Annotated in this window: 16 protein-coding genes; 3 read left to right on the top strand and 13 right to left on the bottom strand. The window is 68.0% G+C overall.

The annotated features are described in order from the left end of the window. Window positions 1–11 precede the first annotated feature (11 nt). Entirely contained in the window at window positions 12–1184 is a 1173-nt protein-coding gene (locus TSH64_RS11575) for an OpgC domain-containing protein (RefSeq protein ID WP_109096857.1), read from the bottom strand. A gap of 610 nt (window positions 1185–1794) precedes the next feature. On the opposite strand from TSH64_RS11575, the gene TSH64_RS11570 reads away from it, so the two are divergent. Beyond that, a complete protein-coding gene (locus TSH64_RS11570; RefSeq protein WP_109047810.1) occupies window positions 1795–2892 on the top strand; it encodes a TRAP transporter substrate-binding protein in 1098 nt (365 codons plus the stop codon). 45 nt (window positions 2893–2937) lie between these two features. On the opposite strand, the gene TSH64_RS11565 is transcribed toward TSH64_RS11570, so the two are convergent. From TSH64_RS11565 to abc-f, 12 genes are all read right to left on the bottom strand, one after another. Then, window positions 2938–3747 carry an MBL fold metallo-hydrolase gene (locus TSH64_RS11565; protein ID WP_109096856.1) on the bottom strand — a complete coding sequence of 270 codons (810 nt, stop codon included), beginning with the start codon at window positions 3745–3747 and terminating at the stop codon, window positions 2938–2940. After that, window positions 3744–4538 carry a TatD family hydrolase gene (locus TSH64_RS11560; RefSeq protein WP_109096855.1) on the bottom strand — a complete coding sequence of 265 codons (795 nt, stop codon included), beginning with the start codon at window positions 4536–4538 and terminating at the stop codon, window positions 3744–3746. Before TSH64_RS11560 ends, TSH64_RS11565 begins: the two co-directional genes overlap by 4 nt. Before the next feature lie 9 nt (window positions 4539–4547). Next, window positions 4548–6098 (bottom strand): methionine--tRNA ligase, encoded by a 1551-nt coding sequence (gene metG, locus TSH64_RS11555; protein WP_109096854.1) that lies wholly within the window; start codon window positions 6096–6098, stop codon window positions 4548–4550. A gap of 51 nt (window positions 6099–6149) precedes the next feature. Next, entirely contained in the window at window positions 6150–7268 is a 1119-nt protein-coding gene (locus TSH64_RS11550) for a DNA polymerase III subunit delta' (protein WP_109096853.1), read from the bottom strand. Then, a complete protein-coding gene (gene tmk / locus TSH64_RS11545; RefSeq protein WP_109452556.1) occupies window positions 7265–7948 on the bottom strand; it encodes a dTMP kinase in 684 nt (227 codons plus the stop codon). The genes TSH64_RS11550 and tmk overlap by 4 nt, the downstream gene beginning before the upstream one ends. A gap of 11 nt (window positions 7949–7959) precedes the next feature. Then, window positions 7960–9162 (bottom strand): D-alanyl-D-alanine carboxypeptidase family protein, encoded by a 1203-nt coding sequence (locus TSH64_RS11540; protein ID WP_109096852.1) that lies wholly within the window; start codon window positions 9160–9162, stop codon window positions 7960–7962. An 86-nt stretch (window positions 9163–9248) separates the two neighbouring features. After that, window positions 9249–10223, bottom strand: coding sequence for a septal ring lytic transglycosylase RlpA family protein (locus tag TSH64_RS11535; protein ID WP_109096851.1), 975 nt, complete (start codon window positions 10221–10223; stop codon window positions 9249–9251). Between the two features lie 154 nt (window positions 10224–10377). Beyond that, window positions 10378–11169 carry a YdcF family protein gene (locus tag TSH64_RS11530; RefSeq protein WP_109096850.1) on the bottom strand — a complete coding sequence of 264 codons (792 nt, stop codon included), beginning with the start codon at window positions 11167–11169 and terminating at the stop codon, window positions 10378–10380. An 85-nt stretch (window positions 11170–11254) separates the two neighbouring features. Then, a complete protein-coding gene (locus TSH64_RS11525) occupies window positions 11255–11647 on the bottom strand; it encodes a VOC family protein (protein WP_109096849.1) in 393 nt (130 codons plus the stop codon). A 42-nt stretch (window positions 11648–11689) separates the two neighbouring features. Continuing rightward, a complete protein-coding gene (locus TSH64_RS11520) occupies window positions 11690–12277 on the bottom strand; it encodes a phospholipid methyltransferase (protein ID WP_109096848.1) in 588 nt (195 codons plus the stop codon). 54 nt (window positions 12278–12331) lie between these two features. Next, window positions 12332–13051 carry an exopolysaccharide biosynthesis protein gene (locus tag TSH64_RS11515; RefSeq protein ID WP_247872889.1) on the bottom strand — a complete coding sequence of 240 codons (720 nt, stop codon included), beginning with the start codon at window positions 13049–13051 and terminating at the stop codon, window positions 12332–12334. Next, entirely contained in the window at window positions 13048–14943 is a 1896-nt protein-coding gene (abc-f, locus tag TSH64_RS11510) for a ribosomal protection-like ABC-F family protein (protein ID WP_109096847.1), read from the bottom strand. Before abc-f ends, TSH64_RS11515 begins: the two co-directional genes overlap by 4 nt. Before the next feature lie 280 nt (window positions 14944–15223). Here abc-f and betB point away from each other — a divergent pair, with 280 nt between their 5' ends. Beyond that, a complete protein-coding gene (betB, locus tag TSH64_RS11505) occupies window positions 15224–16693 on the top strand; it encodes a betaine-aldehyde dehydrogenase (protein WP_109096846.1) in 1470 nt (489 codons plus the stop codon). Window positions 16694–16800: 107 nt separating this feature from the next. Continuing rightward, window positions 16801–18513: a choline dehydrogenase gene (gene betA, locus TSH64_RS11500; RefSeq protein WP_109452552.1), complete on the top strand. Its 1713-nt coding sequence runs from the start codon at window positions 16801–16803 to the stop codon at window positions 18511–18513. The last annotated feature ends 51 nt before the right edge of the window (window positions 18514–18564 follow it).

Below are 18564 nucleotides of genomic sequence, written 5' to 3'. Positions count from 1 at the left end.
CCATGCACCCCTCATGTGCCCATCTTCGTCGTGGCGGCAACCCGGTGGCGCCGCGCCCGCTCCGCCGACTGGTACCAGTTCAGGAAGCGCGCCATCAGCACCATCATGGCGATGCCCAGCACCGTAACAAGGAACTGGGCGGAAAGCGAGCCGCTGACATGGACCAGAACCGTCTGGCCGGCGAAGGACAAAAGCACGCCCAGGCAGAACACATGCAGCGACTGCTTCCCGCAGGCGAGCACCGGGGCGGCCAGCGATCCCCGCAGCCAGGACGCCCCAGCCGGCACGAGCCACAGCACCAGATAGGCCAGCGCGAAGAAATGCAGCAGGCGCAACGGGTCGAGGTCGGTCTTGCTGATGGGATAGAGGATCTCGGTCAGCCACACCGGGATCAGCGCATGCAGCGGGGCGAATTTCCAGGACAGCGTCAGGAACAGGCTGGCCAGCAGGACCGCACCGGCGGCGACCGCCACCGGACGGCGGAAGCGGGTCAGCACCGTCCGAAGATCCGGCTGGAACTGCAGCGACGCGCCCAGCACGAACAGGAACTGCCAGGTGAAGGGGTTGAAGTACCAGACGCCGCCGTCCGGGTAGGTCGGCAGGTTCCATCCCCATTGCCGCGCTGCCAGATAGAGCGCCGCCGATCCCGCCAGCACCCCCAGCGGCCGGCGGCGCAGCGCCGGCAGGAGAAGCGCCATCGCCAGCAGAAGCACGATGTAGAGCGGCAGCACATCCAGGTTCGCCGGCCGGAATTTCAGCAGGATGGCCTGGGTCAGGGCGGTGACCGGGTCCTGGAAATAGCCAGCGATGCCCATCTCCTCCGCGAAAAGCGGGCTGTCGAAGGCGCGGGCGGTGTAGGCGATCTGCGCGGTGTAGGCGAAGAACAGGATGATGTAGGTGGCGTACAGCGTCCAGCAGCGGTGCAGCACCTGTGCCGCCGCCATCGGCATTCCCTGCCGGTCCAGCGTGCGGCCATAGACCAGGGCGGCGGTGTAGCCGGAGATGAAGACGAAGATCTCCGTGGCGTCGCTCAGCCCGAAATTCCGCGGCGTCGCCCACGAGATCTGGTTGGCCGGAATGTGGTTCACGAAGATGAACCACAGGGCCAGACCGCGGAAGAAGTCCAGCCGGAGGTCGCGTGCCGCCGTCTCGTTCCCGCTCTGCGCCGCAGTTCCTTCCCTCATGGCCGCGCCTTTCATGGCCGTTCTACCCGCAAGTGTCTGCTCCGCCCTCATCAACAATTCAGCCGGGCCCGGTTCCCGGGGCGCGCCTTGCAAAAGATGGGGGTGCGGCCGCCGGAGTCGAGACATTAAGTGCCGAGCGGGTCGGGAATGGGATAGCGCCGTTGTCGGGCCCCATGGTTGAATGGAACCCGCGGCTTCGCGCCGCAGCCTTAAACCTCTGAAATACAGACCTCAATTCCCGTTCGCACTTGATCCGGACCGTTTGCTTCCTGCATAATCCGGGCAGCAAAAGAAAGCTGGGGCGGATCGGCCGGAAGGCCGGCGGCAAACCCGGATGGACGGGAGGAAACGCACACCAACGACGGGAAGCCGCGGGACTGGACGGGGGCGCTTTGCGCCGGGGTCCGCCGGTTCCGCGGTTCACCGCGGTGCGCTGTCCGGGCTGGTCGAGCGTGCATCCCACTCATTCCCGCTTTCCCCGCTCACCCGGTTTCGTCCTGTCCTGTGAGGGACCGGACCTTGACGGGTGCGGCCCGGCCGCCCCCAGCGCGGGGTGTCCGCCGGTCCGGCGACAAGAACACATAACGAGAATGGACAAGGGAGCTTCCGGATGAAACGTCGTGCATTTCTGACCTCCGCCGGTGTGGGCGTCGCCGCCAGCACGCTTGCCGCCCCCGCCATCGCCCAGTCCGCGCCCGAGATCAAGTGGCGCTGCGCCTCCAGCTTCCCCAAGAGCCTCGACACCATCTATGGCGGTGCTGAGTTCGTGGCGAAGCGCGTGGCCGAGTTGACGGACGGCAAGTTCCAGATCCGCGTCTTCGCGGCTGGCGAAATCGTTCCGGCGCTCCAGGTTCTGGACGCGGTGAAGGACAACACCATCGAGTGCGGCCACACCGTTTCCTACTATTATGTCGGCAAGGATCCGACCTTCGCCTTTGATGCGGCGATGCCGTTCGGCCTGAACGCCCGCCAGCAGAACGCCTGGATGACCCATGGCGGCGGCAAGGAGCTGATGGCGGAGTTCTTCGCCGGCCACAATCTCGTCTCCATCGGCGCCGGCAACACCGGAACCCAGATGGGCGGCTGGTTCCGCAAGGAAATCAAGACGGTCGAGGATCTGAAGGGCCTGAAGTTCCGCATCGGCGGCTATGCCGGCACCATCATGGCCAAGCTCGGCGTCGTGCCGCAGCAGATCGGCGGCGGCGACATCTATCCGGCGTTGGAAAAGGGCACCATCGACGGCGCCGAGTTCGTCGGCCCCTATGACGACGAGAAGCTCGGCTTCCAGAAGGTCGCCAAATACTACTACTATCCCGGCTGGTGGGAAGGCGGCCCGCAGGTCTCCATGCTGTTCGGCAAGGAGAAGTTCGAATCGCTGCCGCCCACCTACAAGGCGGCGTTGCAAGCGGCCTGCGCCGACGCGACGCTGGACATGCTGGGCAAGTACGACGTCCAGAACATGACCGCGCTGAAGCGCCTGGTCGCCAGCGGCACCCAGCTGCGTCCCTTCCCGAACGAGGTGATGCAGGCCTGCTATCAGGCCGCCATCGAGGTGTACGAGGACGAAGCGGCGAAGAACGAGAAGTTCCGCAAGATCTACGACGCGTGGAAGAAGTTCCGCGAGGAAGAGTATCTGTGGTTCCGCGTCGCCGAATACAGCTTCGACCGCTTCGTCTATGCGGCCCCGCCGCTTGAGAAGAAGAAGTAAGCATCGCTGGGAGGGGGTGAATTTCCGCCCCCTCCCGTGCGAGACCTAGACCTCGATCACCAGCCCATCATATGCCGGCTCGACCCCCTCCGGCAGAATCCGCCGCAGGCTGTCATAGTCCATCGTGTTGTCCATGTGGGTCAGATAGGCCCGCCGCGGCTGCACCCGCTCGATCCACTCCAGCGTCAGCGCCAAATGCGCGTGCACCGGATGCGGCGGCTCGATCCGCCCGCAATCGACCATCCAGGTGTCCACGCCGGCCAGCGCGTCAAAGGCCCGGTCGTCCAGCCGCACCACGTCGGTCGAATAGGCGAAGCTGCCGAACCGGTAGCCGACCGTACGCATATAGCCGTGGTCCTGCTCGAACGGCGTGATCTCCATCCCCCTGACGCTGAACGGCCCGTCGATCCGGTGGCTGTTCAACACCGGCCGGTAGAAGGGATAGCCCTCCGGCAGCGGATCGAAGCAGTAGGGGAAGCGGATCTCGATGTCGCGCAGATGCTCGTCCCAGCCATAGGCGTCGATCGGCGCATGCATGTTGCGGCAGATCTCGCGCAACTCGTCGATGCCGTGGCAATGGTCGGCATGCTGGTGCGTCCACAGCACGGCGTCCAGCCGCGCACAGCCGCTGTCGAGCAACTGCTGCCGCAGGTCGGGGGAGGTATCGACCAACACCGAAACGCCGTCCCGCTCGACCAGAACCGACGGGCGCATGCGCCGGTTCTTCGGATTGGCGGGGTCGCAACGGCCCCACTGGCCGCCGGGCACACCGGCGATCACCGGCACGCCGCGCGATCCGCCGCAGCCAAGGACGGTTACGCGCGCAGCACCGGGTGATGCGCCGGCTTCGCTCATGCAGCGGCCGTGTGCTGGGTGGCCTTGGCGAACAGGCGGAAGAAGTTGTCGGTGGTGACGCGGGCCAGTTCCTCCGCCGACACGCCCTTCACCTCCGCCACGCAGGCCGCGGTGTGGGCGACATAAGCCGGCTCGTTGCGCTTGCCGCGGAAGGGGATCGGCGCCAGATAGGGCGCGTCCGTCTCCACCAGGATGCGGTCGAGCGGCACGTCCTTCACGATGGCGCGCAGTTCTTCCGACTTCTTGAAGGTGACGATCCCCGACAGCGACAGGGTGAAGCCGTACTCCACCGCCTCCTCCGCCAGCGCCCGGCCGGAGCTGAAGCAGTGCAGCAGCCCCTTCACCGGCTGGCCGGCCGCTTCCTCCTTGACGATGCGCATGGTGTCGTCGTCGGCGTCGCGGGTGTGGATGATCAGCGGCAGGCCGGTCTCCAGGCTGGCGCGGATGTGCCGGCGGAAACACTCCTGCTGCTGGTCGCGCGGGCTCTTGTCGTAGAAATAGTCGAGCCCGGTTTCGCCCAGCCCGATCACCTTGGGATGGCGCGACAGCTCGACCAACTTGTCGACGGTGGTGATGGCGAACTCTTCCGCCGCCTGGTGGGGATGGACCCCCACCGTGCAGAGGATGTCGTCATAGCGTTCCGCCACCGCCAGGATGCGGTCGAAGCGGCTGATGTAGGTGCAGATGGTGACCATCCGCCCGATGCCGGCCTGCCGGGCGCGGTCGACGACCGCGTCCAGCTCTTCGGCGAAATCGGGAAAGTCGAGATGGCAATGGCTGTCGACAAGCATCAGGGGAACTCAGGCCTTCGGTTCTTCGACGTAACGCGGGAAGACGCCCTGCGGCGTCGGCAACGGCGTGCCGGCTGCCAGCGCCCCCGACGGACCCAGCGTGCCGAAGCCGCGCGCATCCGGACCCAGCGCCAGCAGGTCGAGGATCTTGGCGGAGGCGTCGGGCATCACCGGCTGGGTCAGGATCGCCAGATGGCGGATCGTCTCGGCCAGCACATAGAGCACGGTCGCCATGCGCGCCGGGTCGGTCTTCTTCAACGCCCACGGGGCCTGTTCGTCGACATAGCGGTTGGCGTCGCCGACCACGGCCCAGATGGCGTCGAGCGCCTTGTGGAAGGCCTGCGCCCTGATTTCCGCCCGGACGATGTCGAGCATGCCATAAGCGGCACCGAGCAGGACGTTGTCGGCCTCGGTGAACGCACCCGGCGTCGGCACGGCGGCGGCGCAGTTCTTGCCGATCATCGACAGGACGCGCTGCACCAGATTGCCGTAATCGTTGGCGAGGTTGCCGTTGATCCGGTTGACCATCTGCTTGTGCGAGAAGTCGCCGTCATTGCCGAACGGCACTTCGCGCAGCAGGAAATAGCGGGTCTGGTCGAGGCCATAGGTGTTGACCAGCGAGTCCGGGGCGATGACGTTGCCCAAGGACTTCGACATCTTCTGGCCTTCGATGGTCCACCAGCCATGGGCGAACACGCGGCGGGGCGGCTGCAGGCCGGCGGCCATCAGGAAGGCCGGCCAGTAGACGGCGTGGAAGCGCAGGATGTCCTTGCCGACCATGTGCAGGTCGGCCGGCCAGTATTTGGCATAGTCGCCGGTGGTGTCGGGATAGCCGACGGCGGTGATGTAGTTCGCCAGCGCGTCGAGCCAGACATACATGATGTGGGCGTCGTCGCCCGGCACCGGGATGCCCCACTTGAAGGTGGTGCGGCTGACCGACAGGTCCTTCAGGCCGGACTTGACAAAGGACATCACCTCGTTGCGCTTGCCGGCCGGCGCGATGAAATCCGGGTTCTGCTCGTAGAACTCGATCAGCCGGTCCTGCCAGGCCGAGAGCTTGAAGAAGTAGGACGGCTCCTCGACCCATTCGCACTCGGCGCCGGTGGGGGCGATCTTCTTGCCCTCGGCATTGGTGGTCAGCTCGTCTTCGCCGTAGAAGGCCTCGTCGCGGACCGAATACCAGCCGGCGTAGGAGCCGAGATAGATCTCGCCGCGATCCTTCAGAACCGTCCACAGCGCCTGCACCGACTTGACGTGGCGCGGCTCGGTGGTGCGGATGAAGTCGTCGTTGGAATAGTTCATCAGCGAGACGAGATCGCGGAAGTTCTGCGACACCCGGTCGGTGAACTCCTGCGGCGCTATGCCGGCCTTCTCCGCCGACTTCTCCACCTTCTGGCCGTGCTCGTCGGTGCCGGTCAGAAACTTCACGTCATAGCCGTCGAGGCGCATGAACCGGGCAAGGACGTCGCAGGCAAGCGTCGTGTAGGCGTGGCCGATGTGCGGCACGTCGTTCACGTAATAGATCGGCGTCGTCAGGTAGAAGGTCTTCGGCCCGGCCATTTGCGGCACTTTCTTTCAAGTCAGGGTCAACCGGCAGGTTCTGAAATAACGCTAGGCGGCTGCCGTTTCCAGCGCCGACAGGGCGTTCAGGACCACCTGCTTGCGGTCCAGGTTTGCGGATTCCGCGCGCGCGAAAAGACGCTGAACCTTTTCCCACACCTCCACCCAACGTTCAAGACCGCGGGCGTTCGCCAATCGGGTCATCAGGGCGGCTTCGCCCGGCACCACTTCCGCCGGCCAGGAGCCGCGGGCGAGCGAGCGGGCGAAGCGGGCCAGCCACCAGACCAGCAGCTCGGTCGCCGTCTCGAACATCCCGTCATCCTGTTTGCGGGTCAGCTTGTCGCCGAAGGCGTGCGCCGCGACGATGTCGATGCGCGGCAGGTCGGACAGCAGCCCGATCATCTCGCGGTAGAGCGCAAGGCCACCGGCATCGGCAAGGTCGATGGCGCGGCCGACGCTGCCCTCCGACAGGCGGGCCAACGCCGGGCGGTCGTCGGCGGCGATGTCGGGCCGGTGCTGGCCCAGCAGGTCGATCACCGTGTCTTCGGCCAGCGGCTTCAGCGTCAGCTTGCGGCAGCGCGAGCGGATGGTCGGCAGCATGCCGCCGGGATTGTCGCTGACCAGCAGCAGCAGGGCGCCGGGCGGCGGCTCCTCCAGGATCTTCAGGATCGCGTTCAGGCCGCTGAGATTCATGCGGTCGGCGCCGTCGATCACCGCGACGCGCCAGCCGCCTTCCGCCGAGGTGCGGCGCAGGAAGGGGCCGATCTTGCGCACGTCGTCGACGGCGATGTCACGCTTCAGCCGGCCCTTTTTCTCGTCGCGCTGGCGTTCGATGGTCAGCATGTCGGCATGGCCGCCCGACGCCACCCGGCGGAACACCGGATGGTCGGGACCGATGTGCAGCGAGGTGACCGGGGCGCTTCCGCCGAAGAGGCTGTCGCCGGGCGGATCCTGGGCCAGGACGAAGCGGGCGAAGCGGAAGGCCAGCGTCGCCTTGCCGATGCCCGGCGTGCCGCCGATAAGCCAGGCGTGCGGCAGCCGGCCGGAGTTCCACGCCTCAAGCAGCAGCCGCTCCGCCTCCTCATGCCCAACGAGATCCGGGTTGCGCCGCGGGGCGAGCGCCTCTTCCGCGGCAGGGCCTGCCGGAGCCGGGGTGCGCGCCTTGCTCACGACGCCAGCCCTTGGGCCAGTCCCAGGCGGGTGGCGACGGTGTCCCGGATGCGTGCCTGCACGGTATCGAGGTCGGCATCGGCATCGATCACCGCACAGCGCTCCGGTTCCCGCCGCGCGATGTCGAGGAAGCCGTCACGCAGCCGCTGGTGGAAGCCGACGTCCATCCGCTCATAGCGGTCCTCGCCGCCATGGCGCGCCACGGCACGGCGGAGGCCGGTCTCCACCTTGATGTCGAGGATCAGCGTCAGGTCGGGACGGAAGCCGCCGAGCGCCGCCGTCTGCAAGGTCTCGATCAGATCGCGCCCCAGCCCCAGCCCATAGCCCTGATAGGCCATGGTGCTGTCGAAGAAGCGGTCGCACAGCACCCAATGCCCGGCCTCCAGCGCCGGCCACACCGTGCGCTCCAGATGGTCGCGGCGGGCGGCGGTGTGCAACAGCGCCTCGGTGGTGGCACTCCAGCGGCCGGTCTCGCCGGTCACCAGCAGCCCGCGGATCTCCTCCGCACCCGGCGATCCGCCCGGCTCGCGCGTCGGCACCAGCTCGACGCCGCGGACGCGGAGGGAGTCCCGCAAGGTCTCGGCCAGCCGGCGTAGCTGCGTCGACTTGCCGGCCCCTTCGCCGCCTTCCAGCGTGATGAAGCGGCCGCGCTTGGCGGAGGGGGCCGGAGCGGTCGGCATCGTCGTCACGGTCACAGGCTGTTGCCGAACACGAGATACTTGGCGGCGGCGAAGGCGCGGCCGAAGATGCCGGCCTTCGGCACATCCTGGGCGGCCACCACCGGCACCTCCTTGCCCGGGAAGCCGGGGGCGGAGATCACCAGCTTGCCCACCGTGTCGCCCTTCTTGATCGGCGCGGCGACCGGGGCGTTGCTGACCAGCGACACCTTCATGCCGGGGCGGTCGGCGCGGGCCATGGTGACGCTCAGGTTCTGCGGCACGGCGACCGGCACCATGTCCTGCTCGCCCAGCCAGACCGGCACCTGCTCGATGGTCTCGCCGCCCTTGTAGAGGGTGTAGGAGGCGAATTCGCGGAAGCCCCACTCGATCAGCCGGGCCGATTCGTCGGCGCGCGCCTGCATGCTGGGCAGGCCGTTGACCACCAGCAGCAGCCGGCGCCCCTCGCGTTCGCCCGACGCCGTCAGGCCGTAGCCGCCTGCATCGGTGTGGCCGGTCTTCAGCCCGTCGACGTTCATGTTGCGGTAGAGCAGCGGGTTGCGGTTGCCCTGGGTGATGCCGTGATACCTGAACTCCCGGATCGAATCGTACTTGTAGAATTCGGGGAAGTCCTTGATCAGCCGTTCGGCCAGGATCGCAAGATCGCGGGCGGTCATGTAGTGGTTGGGGTCGGGCCAGCCGGTGGCATTGGCGAAGTTGCTGCTCTTCAGCCCCAGCTCCTTCGCGCGCTTGGTCGCCTGTTCGGCGAAGGACTGCTCCGATCCGGCCAGCCCCTCGGCCAGCACGATGCAGGCGTCGTTGCCGGACTGGACGATCATGCCCTTCAGAAGGTCGTCGACCTTGATGTTGTTGTGAAGCTCCACGAACATCTTGGAGCCCTGCATCCGCCAGGCCCGCTCGCTGACCGGCAGGGTGCTCTCCAGTGTCAGGCGGCCGCCCTTGATCGCCTCGAACACCATGTAGGCGGTCATGATCTTGCTCATCGACGAGGGCGCCATGCGTTCGTCGGCGTTCTTCTCGAACAGCACGGTATCAGAGGTCAGATCGACCAGGATCGCCTGCTTGGCGATGGTGTCGAGGGTCGCGGCCTGGACCGGGACCGCGGTGAAGCCGGCGCCAATCGTGGCCCCGGCCATCGCTATTCCGGCCGCCATTCCGATCGAGGCAGCAACGGAACGGCCGAAAACGGCACACAGGCGGACGACAACAGCGTTCATGGCAACAATCCTCCAAGGGCACTCGGTACAGGCATAGGGTCGCTGGCGCTCATAGGGAACGCCGGGGGTGAAGTCGGGTGGCCGGATCAATCCACCACGATTTTGGCCTCCGTAAGGCCGGCCTGGATGATCTGGTTCAACAGGGTATCCGCCCTGTCGACGCTGTCCAGCGGTCCGACGCGGACACGGTGCAGGGTCAGGCCGGCTGTCCGCGTCTGGCTGACGCTGGCGCGCTGGCCGATGGAGGACAGGCGGGCGCGGGCCTTCGCCACATTCTCCTCGCTGCCGAAGGCGCCGACCTGCACATAGATCGCCTCATGCGCCTTCACCGGCAATTGAGCCACCACCGGGGCCGGCACGAAGCGGCCCTCGGCCATGCTGCCGGCGACGGTGGCCGGCGGCGGAACGGGAGCGCCGACCACCGGCGCACGGGGAGTGCCGGCGGAGGGGGAGAGGGAGGCGGCCAGCGCCGTGGACTGTCCGCTCACCTCGATCCGGCCGCGCGGAGCGGCCTTCGGCGGCGGGCCGTCGACCTCGGCCAGCAGCGGGGCGGGCGTGCCCTGGCGCGCGGCGGCGGCGATTGCCCGGCTTTCCTCCGCCAGGATCTGCACGCGCACCTTGGCGGTGCCGGGACCGTCGAAGCCCAGCAACTGGGCGCCGCGCCGCGACATGTCGATGATGCGGCCGTTGGCGTAAGGGCCGCGGTCGTTGACCCGCACCACGATGGACCGGCCGTTGTCGAGGTTGGTGACGCGCACCAGGCTCGGCATCGGCAGCGTCTTGTGAGCGGCGGTCAATTCGTTCTGGTCGTAGATCTCGCCGTTGGCGGTGTTCTTCTCATGGAAGCCGGGGCCGTACCACGAGGCGATGCCGGTCTCGTCGTAGCTGAAATCTTCCTTGGGATAATACCAGACGCCGTTGATCTGATAAGGCTTTCCCACCTTGTAGATGCCGCTGGTCGGAAGGCCCGGGCCGGTGCCGGCGGGCTTCTGCGCGCAGGCGGCGAGCGCTGTCACGCCGACCAGCACGACGACCCTGCTCACCCCGCGCCAGCGACGCATCCGCCAATTTCCTTCTTTCCCCAACCCGGCCCGACCGCCAGGGCGGCGGCACTCTAGCGGAGTGGCACCGCCGCGCCAATGGCTCGAACGCGGCGGCGGTACGATGACACAGCCCGGACTCCGGCCCGACTTGCGCCGGGCGGGTGCCGAACCGTCAGGGGCCGGGGAACAGGCTGTCGGTGCGGCCCATCAGCCAATAGGCGGTCAGCCCGATCCATTCCCGCACCGCGTCGTCGAGGATCACCAGATTCTGTCCGAACTCGAAGCGCAGCCAGGGTGTGGCGTCATGCTTGGTGCGGTAATCGACGGGGTAGGGGATCACCTCCCACCCGACGGCGCGGAAGATGCCGACCGACCGCGGCATGTGCATGGCCGACGTGACGAGGATCCAGCGTTCGCCCGGCGCCGGCTTGACCATCTCCTTGCTGAAGACCGCATTCTCCCAGGTATTGCGGGACTGATCCTCGTAGAGCACGCGGTCGGCGGGGATGCCGGCCTGGAGCAGGGCGGCGCGGGCGGTGACGTCCTCCTTCAGGTCCGGCGCCAGCAGCCGGCCCGATCCGCCGGTGAAGACTGCCTTGGCCTCCGGATGGCGGCGAACGAGGTCGGCGAAGCCCAGGATCCGCTCGGCCGCATCGTTCAGCGACGGGTCGCCGCGGTCGGCGGTGATCGGCGGATTGAGGGCGCCGCCCAGCATGACGATGCCGTCGACCCGCCCCTCCGGCTCCGCCCGCGGGAAGCGGTTCTCCAGCGGCAGGGCGACCAGCGCACCGAGACCGGTGTACATCACCAGCAGAAGCAGCACCGCCGCCAGCGTGACCAGCCGTCGTCCGGCGCGCTGCCAGCGCCGCGTCCGCAGCATCAGCGCGCCCAGCGCCACCGCCAGTACCAGGGCATTGCCGGGCGCGAAGACGCCCCACAGCAGCTTCGACAGGATGAAGGACATCGCCGGCAGGCTCACGATGGTGGACGGGAGGGCGGACCATAAGCGCGGCGGCCGGGGCGGGGCAACCGCGCCGGCCCCGCTGCCGTCAGCCGCCGACCGGCGTGCACAGCTCCACCAACGTGCCGTCGGGGCAGCGGAGGAAGGACACCGTCTGGCCCCACGGCATGGCTTTCGGCGGCGCCAGTTCGGTGGCGCCGGCGGCCAGCGCCGTGGCGTGCGCCGCCTCCACGTCGCCGGTGACCAGCGCGATCTCGACGCCCAGAGGCTTCTCGCTGGCGCTGGCGAACACATAGCCGGCGGGGTGGTGCGACAGCGCCAGTTCCTGGCTGGCGAAGGACAGGGTGGTGGAGCCGGTGTCCAGCTCGCCGTAATCCCCCGTCTCGGCAAGGAAGCGCCGGCTCAGGCCGAAGGCCTTCTCGAAGAAGGCCAGCGACGCCGCGACGTCGGGAACATAGAGGATCGTGTAGCCGAACTTCATGGAGGCTCTCGCTGGTTGTGGGTTGCCGGGTGGAGGACCCTATCACTCTCCGGCGCGGCGGTATCCCCATACCGATGCCGGCGGCAGATTTTGCAAAGTGAAGCCCAGCCGCTCCCCGGTCAGCCCCAGCGCCTCGCGGTTCAGCGGCGAGTGCGGCATGAAGCTGTAGAGCAGGAAGCGCCCGCCCGGCCGCAGGATGCGGAAGGTGGCGTCGAGTACCTCGCGCTGGAACTCCAGCGGGAAGGTGATCATCGGAATGCCGATCACCACCGTGCCGATCTTGCCGCACAGCGCCTCGCCCAGCAGTTCCGGCGCCTTGCGGCAATCGTCGGCGATGACGGTGACGGCGGGGCAGCGGACGCGCAGATGGCGGGCGAGGTCGGGGTCGATCTCGAAGCTGTAGAGCCTGTCGGCCGGGATGCCGGCCTCCAGCATCGCTGCGGTGATCGGGCCGGTACCGCCGCCGAACTCAACCACCGCTTCGTCCGGCTCGCGCCGGATCTCGCGGGTGATTCGGCGGCGCAGGGCCTGGGAGGAGGGGGCGACCGACCCCATTGCCCAGGGATCGGCCAGCCAGCGGCGGAAGAACAGCCAGGATTCGGAAAGCGTGGCGGGTGCCGTTTCGGTCATGCAAGGCCTCCCTGGATCGGGACGGCCTGCACCCATGGTTCCGATGCAGCCGTCCTAATGCAGAGTTGCTGCCAGAAGTTGGTGACCTGCGTATGACAGGCTGCTCGCCACCAGGGTCAAAAACACCAGCGCCGCGGCGGTCAGCCCCAGCCCGATGCCGATGGCGCCGCCGTCGCGCTCGATCAGCCCCAGCGAGATCAGCACCAGCGCGAAGCCCGGCAGCCAGCCGGTCAGCGGCAGCGGCACGATGCAGGTCAGCGTCAGGATGAACAGCAGAAGCCCGAACCAGCGCTCCTGGTCGATGCGGGCGAGGCGGTGCAGCCGCGGTTTCAGCATCCGCTCGATCCACACCAGCCGCGGCATGGCGGCGTCCAGCGTCCGCGCCGCCAGCCTGGTGCCGATGGAGCGGCGCAGCAGCCAGTCCGGCAGCCCGGCCCCGCGCCGGCCGAAGGCCATCTGCGCGGTGTAGAGCACGATGGGCAGGTCGAACAGGCAGGAGACGCCGAGCGGCACCGGGGCGATGGTGGGCAGCGACAGCGCCAGCAGGATGGTGCCGAGCGAGCGGTCGCCCAGCGCCCGGATCAGGTCGCCCAGCGTGACCCGTCCCGCCGGCAGATTGGCACGGAAGCGGGCCAGCACGTCCGACGTGCGCTCCTCCTCCTCCCCATCGCAGACGGTGGGCAGGGCAATCGTGCCGTCACGCTCCATCCCGGACCGCTCCATTTCCGCCTGGGCGTTGCCGTCGGAGTTGTCGATGTGCCTGTGGGCGTTCAAACGCCGGCCTCCGCCGCGGCGCTCTCGTAGAGTTCGAGCGCCTCCAGCCAGGTCTCCTCGGCGGTCGCCAGCTTCTTCTCCACCGTGCCAAGCTCGATCTGCAGCTTGGTCAGCTTGTCGGACGGGCCGGTGTAGAGCGCCGGGTCGGACATCTTCGCCTCGATCTTGCGCTTCTCCTCGGCAAGCTTGGTCACCAGCGCCTCGGCGTCGGTCGCCTTGCGCTTCAGCGGGGCGAGAGCAGTCCGCGCCTCGGCGGCGGCGCGGCGCTGGTCCTTCTTGTTCGGCCCGGTGTCGCGATCCGTGCCCGCCTTGGCAACAGCCCGCTCCGCCTTGGCACGGTCGAGCAGATAGCGGCGGTAGTCGTCCAGATCGCCGTCATAGGCCTGCACGGTGCCGTCGGCGACCAGCAGCAGCCGGTCCACCGTCATCTCGATCAGATGGGGATCGTGGCTGATGACGATGACGGCACCGGGGAAATCGTTGATCGCCTCGATCAGGGCTTCGCGGCTGTCGATGTCCAGATGGTTGGTCGGTTCGTCCAGCATCAGGATGTGCGGGACTTCCCGGCTCATCAGCGCCAGCAGAAGCCGCGCCTTCTCGCCGCCGGACAGGCTGGCGATCTTGGTCTCCGCCTTCACCTGGGGGAAGCCGAAGCGGCCGAGATGGGCACGCACCTTTTCCTCCAGCGCCAGCGGCATGATGCGCTGGGTCTGCTGGATCGGCGTCAGCGACAGGTCCAGCTCCTCGGCCTGATGCTGGGCGAAATAGCCGATGCGCAGCTTGGACGGCCGCCGCATCTCGCCGGCCATCGGCTGGAGCCGGTTGGCCAGCAGCTTGACCAGCGTCGACTTGCCGTTGCCGTTGGCACCCAGCAGGCCGATGCGATCCTCCATGTCGATGCGCAGGTTGACCCGCCGCAGGATCACCTTCTCGCCATAGCCGATGCTGACCCCTTCCAGCGCGATCAGCGGCGGCGCCAGCTCGTCCGGGGCGGGGAAGTTGAAGACGACCTCGGGATCGTCCTCCATCAGCGTGATCGACTGCATCTTCTCCAGCAGCTTCAGGCGGCTTTGCGCCTGACGGGCCTTGCTGGCCTTGAAGCGGAAGCGGTCGACATAGGCCATCATGTGCTTGCGCCGCGCATCCTGCTTGGCCGCCATCGAGGCCAGCCGTTCCTGGTTGGCGCGGCGCTGCGCCAGGAACTGGTCGTAATTGCCGCTGTAGGTGACGAGTTTGCCTTGGTCGATGTGGATCGTCGTGTTCGGCACCGCGTTCAGCAACTCGCGGTCGTGGCTGACCAGCAGGATGGTGTGCGGGTAGTTCTTCAGATAGCCCTCGAGCCAGATGGTCGCTTCGAGGTCGAGGTGGTTGGTCGGCTCGTCCAGCAGCAGCAGGTCGGGGCGGGAGAACAGCACGCCGGCCAGCGCCACGCGCATGCGCCAGCCGCCGGAGAAGTCGGAGCAGGGCCGTTGCTGCGCCTCGGCGTCGAAACCCAGGCCGGACAGCACCTGCGCGGCGCGCGACGGGGCGGAATGCGCCTCGATGTCGGCGAGCCGGGCGTGGATTTCGCCGATGCGCATCGGGTCGGTCGCCGTCTCGGCTTCCGCCAGCAGGGCGGTGCGTTCGGTGTCGGCCGCCAGCACGGCGTCGATCAGGGTGGTCGGCCCGCTGGGGGCCTCCTGCGCCACCATGCCCATCCGCATGCCGGCCGGCAGGGTGATGGCGCCGGCATCCGTTTGCAGCTGTCCCGAGATCAGCTTCAGCAGGGTCGATTTCCCGGTGCCGTTGCGTCCCACCAGCGCCACGCGGTGTCCCTTGGACACCACCGCCGTCGCATGGTCGAACAACACTCGGCCGCCGAAGCGGAAGGTCAGGTCATTGATGTGCAGCATAGCGCGCGAGGATGTAGCACGAGGGGCCGCCGATTTGAAGCGGGGCAGGGCGAATGGCGCGCGAATGGCACGGCTTTGTCCCGCGCAGGGCGGCGCGTTCCGACCTGCTCCGGCCTGGTGCCGGCCATCCGGTTTGTTTGAACACGACCAATTCAAGGAACGGAATCGCCACCGGCTCTTTTTTAATTGAACGTTCAATCAATAAAAATCACGCTGCATCGGGCAATCGAATTGCTGCGATCCACTGCACCTTCGGGATCTCGGATCAGGGAGACGCGACATGACGCGGTTCGGACGTCTGGCCCATCACATCCATGGTCGTCCCGTCGAGGACGGGGCGGCTGAACGCTTCGCCACCGTCAACCCGGCGACCGGGGAGGTGCTGGCCGAGGTCGCGCAGGCGACTTCCGCGGACGTGGACCGCGCTGTCGACAGCGCCCGCGCCGGGCAGTCGGTGTGGGCGGCGATGACGGCGATGGAGCGGGCGCGGGTGCTGCGCCGGGCGGTATCCCTGCTGCGCGAGCGCAACGACGCGCTGGCCGAGATCGAGACGCTCGACACCGGCAAGCCTCTGAGCGAGACCCGCGCGGTCGACATCGTCACCGGGGCCGACGTGCTGGAATATTACGCCGGCCTCGCCCCGGCGCTGGAGGGGCGGCAGATCCCGCTGCGTCCCAGTTCCTTCGTCTACACCCGGCGCGAGCCGCTGGGGGTGGTGGCCGGGATCGGTGCCTGGAACTACCCGATCCAGATCGCGCTGTGGAAATCGGCACCGGCGCTGGCCGCCGGCAACGCCATGATCTTCAAGCCGAGCGAGGTCACGCCGCTGACCGCCCTGCATCTGGCGGCGATCTACAGCGAGGCCGGGCTGCCCGACGGCGTGTTCAACGTCGTCCAGGGCGACGGCCGGGTCGGCGCCCTGCTGGCCGCCCATCCCGGCATCGAGAAGCTGTCCTTCACCGGCGGGGTGGAGACCGGCAAGCGGGTGATGGCGGCGGCCGGCGGCTCGACCCTGAAGGAGGTGACGATGGAGCTTGGCGGCAAATCGCCGCTGATCGTGTTCGCCGATGCCGACCTCGACCGCGCCGCCGACATCGCCATGATGGCCAACTTCTACAGCTCCGGCCAGGTCTGCACCAACGGCACCCGCGTCTTCGTCCACCGCAGCATCGCGGCGGCGTTCGAGGAGCGGCTGCTGGCCCGCGTGCGCCGCATCCGCATGGGCGATCCGCTGGAACTCGCCACCAATTTCGGCCCGCTCGCCAGCTTCCCCCACCGCGACAAGGTGCTGCGCTATATCGAGGCCGGCAAGGCGGAGGGGGCGCGGCTGCTGGCCGGCGGCGGGGTTCCGGACGGCGCCGTCTTTGCACGCGGCGCCTATGTGGCGCCAACCGTCTTCACCGATTGCCACGACGGCATGACCATCGTGCGCGAGGAGATCTTCGGCCCGGTCCTGTCGATCCTGACCTTCGACGAGGAGGAGGAGGTCATCCGGCGGGCCAACGCCACCAGCTACGGCCTCGCCGCCGGGCTGGTCACCAACGATCTGGCCCGCGCCCACCGGGTGATCCACCGGCTGGAAGCCGGCATCTGCTGGATCAACGCCTGGGGCGAATCGCCGCCGGAGATGCCGGTCGGCGGCTACAAGCAGTCGGGCGTCGGCCGCGAGAACGGGGTCGAAACGCTCGACCATTACACCCGCCTCAAGTCGGTCCAGGTCGAGTTGGGACCCTACGCCTCGGTGTTCTGAGACCGTCTTTCACGGAAGCCCGCTTTTTATAGAAGGGGTGTTCGATGTCGAACCAACCGACCTCTGGGGCCGCTGCGCCGGAGAACGGCACCGCCATGCCCGATGCCATGCCCTCCATCGCCTCTGCGGTGCGCGAGTATGACTACATCATCGTCGGCGCCGGGTCGGCGGGCAACGTGCTGGCCTGCCGCCTGACCGAGGATGCCGGCGTCAGCGTCCTGCTGCTGGAGGCGGGCGGGCCCGATCACCGGCTGGACTACCGCACCCAAATGCCGGCGGCGCTGGCCTTTCCGCTGCAGGGCCGCCGCTACAATTGGGCCTTCGAGACCGAACCCGAACTGCACATGGACAACCGCCGGATGGAGTGCGGGCGCGGCAAGGGGCTGGGCGGGTCGTCGCTGATCAACGGCATGTGCTACATCCGCGGCAATGCGCTGGACTATGACGGCTGGGCCGGGCTGCCGGGTCTGGAGGACTGGAGCTATCTCGACTGCCTGCCCTATTTCCGCAAGGCGGAGACGCGCGACGTCGGCCCCAACGCCTACCATGGCGGCGACGGTCCGCTGTTCGTCACCACCGCCAAGCCCGGCGTCAACCCGCTGTATGAGGCAATGGTGGAGGCCGGGGCGCAGGCCGGCTATGGCCGTACCGACGACCTGAACGGCTACCGCCAGGAGGGCTTCGGCCCGATGGACCGGACGGTGACGGCGCAGGGGCGGCGGTGCAGCACGGCCCGTGGCTATCTCGACCGGGCGCGGGGACGGCCGGGGCTGACCATCGTCACCCACGCGCTGACCGACCGCATCCTGTTCGACGGACGGCGTGCTGTAGGCGTCGCCTATCTGCGCAACGGCACGCCGGTCACGGTGCGGGCGCGGCGGGAGGTGCTGCTATGCGCCGGGGCCATCGCCTCGCCGGCGATCCTGCAACGGTCGGGCGTCGGGCCGTCGCCGCTGCTGCGCGAGCTGGGGGTGGAGACGGTGATCGACCTGCCGGGCGTCGGCGGCGATCTCCAGGACCATCTGGAGATGTACATCCAGTATCACTGCCGCCAGCCGGTGTCGCTCTACCCGGCGCTGAAATGGTGGAACCAGCCGGCCATCGGTGCCGAATGGCTGTTCCTGGGCACCGGCATCGGCGCCAGCAACCAGTTCGAGGCCGGCGGCTTCATCCGCACCGGCGACGATGTGCCCTGGCCCAACATCCAGTACCATTTCCTCCCCGTCGCCATCAGCTACAACGGCACCAACGCGGTGGAGGCGCACGGCTTCCAGGCCCATGTCGGCTCTATGCGTTCGCCCAGCAAGGGGCGCGTCCATGCCCGCTCGCGCGATCCGGGGCAGGCGCCCAGCATCCTGTTCAACTACATGGCCGATCCGCAGGACTGGCAGGAGTTCCGCGCCGGCATCCGTATCACCCGCGACATCATGCGGCAGCGCGCCCTGGCGCCCTATCGCGGCGAGGAGATCAGCCCCGGCGCCGATTGCGTCACCGACGCCGACCTCGACGCCTTCGTCCGTCATCACGCCGAGACCGCCTATCACCCCTGCGGCACCTGCCGGATGGGGACCGACGATGGCGCGGTGGTGGACGGGCAGGGCCGGGTGCATGGGCTGGAAGGGTTGCGTGTCATCGACGCCTCGATCATGCCGCGCATCGTCACCGGCAACCTGAACGCGCCCACCATCATGATGGCGGAGAAGCTGGCCGACGCGGTGCGCGGCCGACCGCCGCTGCCGCGCGCCGACGTGCCCTATTACGTCGCAGAGGCCGCCATGACGCAGAAGGAGATTCGGAAGGACCAGCGGCTGCGGGCCTGAGACCCGCGCGCCCCACGACAAAGACGGCAACGATAACCACAAGCAAGGAGA

The sequence above is a fragment of the Azospirillum sp. TSH64 genome, assembly GCF_003116035.1.
In the GTDB taxonomy this organism is placed as follows: Bacteria; Pseudomonadota; Alphaproteobacteria; order Azospirillales; family Azospirillaceae; genus Azospirillum.
The sequence above is the reverse complement of the archived record's forward strand: the minus strand, read 5'-3'. Positions and strand labels throughout refer to the sequence as shown.